The sequence below is a fragment of the Devosia sp. genome, from assembly GCF_028290645.1.
GTDB lineage: Bacteria > Pseudomonadota > Alphaproteobacteria > Rhizobiales > Devosiaceae > Devosia_A.
Genome location: NZ_JAQGJL010000244.1, coordinates 1 through 2,885, shown reverse-complemented (window position 1 = coordinate 2,885; position 2,885 = coordinate 1). Strand labels below are relative to the sequence as shown.

The window sequence follows — 2,885 nt, the reverse complement described above, 5'->3', positions numbered from 1 at the left end:
GCTCGGGCTCGGCGGCCGGCAGGTCGATCTTGTTCAGCACCGGTACGATCTCGTGGTTGTTGTCGATGGCCTGGTAGACGTTGGCCAGCGTCTGGGCCTCGACGCCCTGGCTGGCGTCGACCACCAGGATCGAGCCTTCGCAGGCGGCGAGGCTGAGCGAGACCTCATAGGCGAAGTCCACGTGGCCGGGGGTGTCCATCAGGTTCAGGACATAGGTCTCGCCGTCGTCGGCCTTGTAGTTGAGGCGGACGGTCTGGGCCTTGATGGTGATGCCCCGCTCGCGCTCGATCTCCATGTTGTCGAGCACCTGCTCGGTCATCTCGCGCTGAGTCAGGCCGCCGGTCTCCTGGATGAGACGGTCGGAGAGCGTCGACTTGCCGTGGTCGATGTGCGCCACGATGGAGAAGTTGCGGATACGCGAAAGCGGGGTCGTCATGGGGCGTGCGTCTAGCACATTCCGGCGCCTTAGCGAGGTGCGCGGCGTCGCGTCGCGCGCATCACGGTTAATCCTGCGTTAAACTGGCCTGCAGCATTGACTGGTCCTGGGCGGGAGCTGGTTGGAACTTCGAGGAGAGATGACGCCCATGGACCGTCGAACCCTGATCATTTCCGGCGCTGTCACCTTCGCCGCCGCGGGCCTGGCGCAGGCGCAACCCTCCCAGGAAGCGGCCGCGCCGCCGACCGAGGGCCTGCCGCCGCCCAACCAGACCCCCAACTATCCGGCCCAGTCAAAGGCCGAGCCCTATTCCCGCGAGGAGATCGTCAACAATGTCTCCGACTTCATGGGGGTGACGGCGGAAGCGGCGGGCGGGGCCGTGGAGAAGGTCTTCTCCAAGAACGGCCGGCCCACCGCCTATATCGCGGGCGAGGAGGGCTCCGGCGCCATCGGCATCGGCGCCCGCTACGGCCGCGGCCTGCTCTACATGAAGGGCCGGGAGCCGATCGAGGTGTTCTGGCAGGGCCCCTCGATCGGCTGGGACTTCGGCGGCAACGCCAGTCGCGTCTTCACCCTCTGCTACGACCTGCAGGAGCCGGAGGTCATCTTCCAGCGCTTCCCGGGCGTCGAGGGCTCGGCCTACTTCGTGGGCGGCCTGGGCGTGAACTACCAGAAGGCCAACGGCGTCACCCTCGCGCCGATCCGCGCGGGCGTGGGCCTCAGGCTCGGCGCCAACGTCGGCTACCTGGCCTATAGCCGCAAGCGCAGCATCCTGCCGTTCTAAGCCGGCGGCGTCAGTGCTTGGTGACCTTGCCGGCGAGGAGGTCCATCAGCGCCAGCAGCACGCCCGAGACCACGAAGGTCACGTGGATGCCCACGAGCCAGGCCAGGGTGCGGTCCTCGATCACCGCGCCCTCGCTGAGCCGCATGAAGGCGCGCAGCAGCGCGATGGCGCTGATCGCCACGATGGAGGCGATCAGCTTCATCTTCAGGCCGGAGAAGTCGACCGTGCCCATCCAGGCCGGCCGGTCCTCGTCGTCGCCCGTGTCGATCTTCGAGACGAAGTTCTCGTAGCCCGAGAAGATCACGATCAGCATCAGGTTGCCGGCCAGCGACAGGTCGATCAGCGACAGCGCGAGCAGGATCGCATCCTCGGCATTCATCGTCAGGAGCTTCGGCAGCTCGTGGACCAGCTCGCCGACGAAGACCACCAGCAGCGCGACCAGCGCCACGACCAAGCCGAGATAGAAAGGCGCCATCAGCCAGCGGGCATTGAACAGGAAGCTCTCGAGCACGCGCTCGATCACGGGCTTTCGATATGGGTCGGGCATCTGCAGGGCTGGTACAGATGCGCGATGTCTCAACGCTGAACGCGGGGTGATCGCGGCGTCCCGGCCGGCCGGACGGGTTGACTGGCGCGCCGGTCAGTCCCGGCCGATCCGCTCGGCTGCCCAGGCATAATCTTCCGCCGCCTTGCGTTCGGCTGGGTCCTTGAACGCCGTCGCCGGGTCGGGCGCGCTGCCGAGTGCGTGGAGCAGCGCCCAGAGCGCGAACCTGCGGCCGCCATCGCGCGCGGTACCGAAATCGATCGCGATGCGCTCGCACGCCCGCTCCAGCGCCGGCTCGTCCAGTGTGGCGATATCGGCCGAGCCGAAATAATGCTGCAGCAAATCGTCGAGATCCATCACCGCGCGATGGGCCGATCGGCGCTGCGACGCAAGCCGGCGGTCAGGCCGGTCATGCCGCATCAGAGGACGAACGAGGGCGACATCGCCAGGCTTCTGCCCAGGCTGCCTGAGGTGCGGGCACGGCAGAGCTCGATCGTCGCGTCGACCTCGCCGAGGGGCGGGGCCTATGATCTCGGCCAGCGTCCGGGCACACTCAGGGAGGAGATCGCTGAGCGGAGGGCGAATGATACGATCGCCGCCGAACTCGGGGCTCAAGGAAAGGTCGCAGGCCGGCGATGGAGGAATCTTCAATGGCAGACGTGCTTGTCCCGATCGTTGCCATCGGCATCAGGTCGTGACGAAGCTGGCGCCATCCACCGTTGGGGTGCTTGCCGCAATGGTCGTCGAGCAGGGATCGGTGACCCTGGCGGTGCGGGCCACGCCGAAAGCGTCGAAGACCGCGCTCGGCACCGTGATGGTGATGCCCGACGGCCGCAGCGCGCTGTCGGTTCGAGTCGCTGCGCCGCCGGTCGACGGCGCCGCCAATGCCGCGCTGATTGCCTTCTTCAGCAAGCGCCTTGGCGTTCGGCGATCGGATGTAACGATCGCGTCCGGCGAGGCGTCGCGGCTCAAACTTCTCAGAATAAGCGGCGACGGCGAACGGATCGCCGGGCGGATCCAGGCAATGATTGGCGACGGCTAGCGCTTGGTCGCGAACCAGATCACGTGGCGCGGTCCCTTGCCATTGCTGCGGGCACGCACCGCGACTTCCTCGATGGCAA

5 protein-coding genes are annotated in these 2,885 nt (G+C 67.1%); 2 read left to right on the top strand and 3 right to left on the bottom strand.

Going from position 1 to position 2,885, the window contains the following annotated elements; genetic code table 11:
• Positions 1-436 (bottom strand): GTP-binding protein (locus JWQ89_RS13530; protein ID WP_299641839.1); only part of this gene is annotated, 436 nt, incomplete at its 3' end.
• Positions 437-584: 148 nt separating this feature from the next.
• Between JWQ89_RS13530 and JWQ89_RS13525 the strand changes: the two genes are divergently transcribed.
• Positions 585-1,220: a DUF1134 domain-containing protein gene (locus JWQ89_RS13525; RefSeq protein ID WP_299641837.1), complete on the top strand. Its 636-nt coding sequence runs from the start codon at positions 585-587 to the stop codon at positions 1,218-1,220.
• 10 nt (positions 1,221-1,230) lie between these two features.
• Here the strand turns inward: JWQ89_RS13525 and JWQ89_RS13520 are convergent, their stop codons facing one another.
• Both JWQ89_RS13520 and JWQ89_RS13515 read right to left on the bottom strand, forming a co-directional pair.
• Positions 1,231-1,767 (bottom strand): TIGR00645 family protein, encoded by a 537-nt coding sequence (locus tag JWQ89_RS13520; RefSeq protein WP_299641835.1) that lies wholly within the window; start codon positions 1,765-1,767, stop codon positions 1,231-1,233.
• A gap of 93 nt (positions 1,768-1,860) precedes the next feature.
• A complete protein-coding gene (locus JWQ89_RS13515) occupies positions 1,861-2,121 on the bottom strand; it encodes a hypothetical protein (RefSeq protein ID WP_299641834.1) in 261 nt (86 codons plus the stop codon).
• Positions 2,122-2,458: 337 nt separating this feature from the next.
• On the opposite strand from JWQ89_RS13515, the gene JWQ89_RS13510 reads away from it, so the two are divergent.
• The gene (locus JWQ89_RS13510; RefSeq protein WP_299641833.1) at positions 2,459-2,806 is read left to right on the top strand and encodes a DUF167 domain-containing protein; all 348 of its coding nucleotides are present in this window, start codon (positions 2,459-2,461) and stop codon (positions 2,804-2,806) included.
• Positions 2,807-2,885 lie beyond the last annotated feature (79 nt).

Excerpts from the sequence above, each read along its gene's own strand:
- JWQ89_RS13525 (WP_299641837.1), top strand. The coding sequence starts at position 585 with ATGGACCGTCGAACCCTGATCATTTCCGGCGCTGTCACCTTCGCCGCC.
- JWQ89_RS13520 (WP_299641835.1), bottom strand. The coding sequence starts at position 1,767 with ATGCCCGACCCATATCGAAAGCCCGTGATCGAGCGCGTGCTCGAGAGC.
- JWQ89_RS13515 (WP_299641834.1), bottom strand. The coding sequence starts at position 2,121 with ATGGATCTCGACGATTTGCTGCAGCATTATTTCGGCTCGGCCGATATC.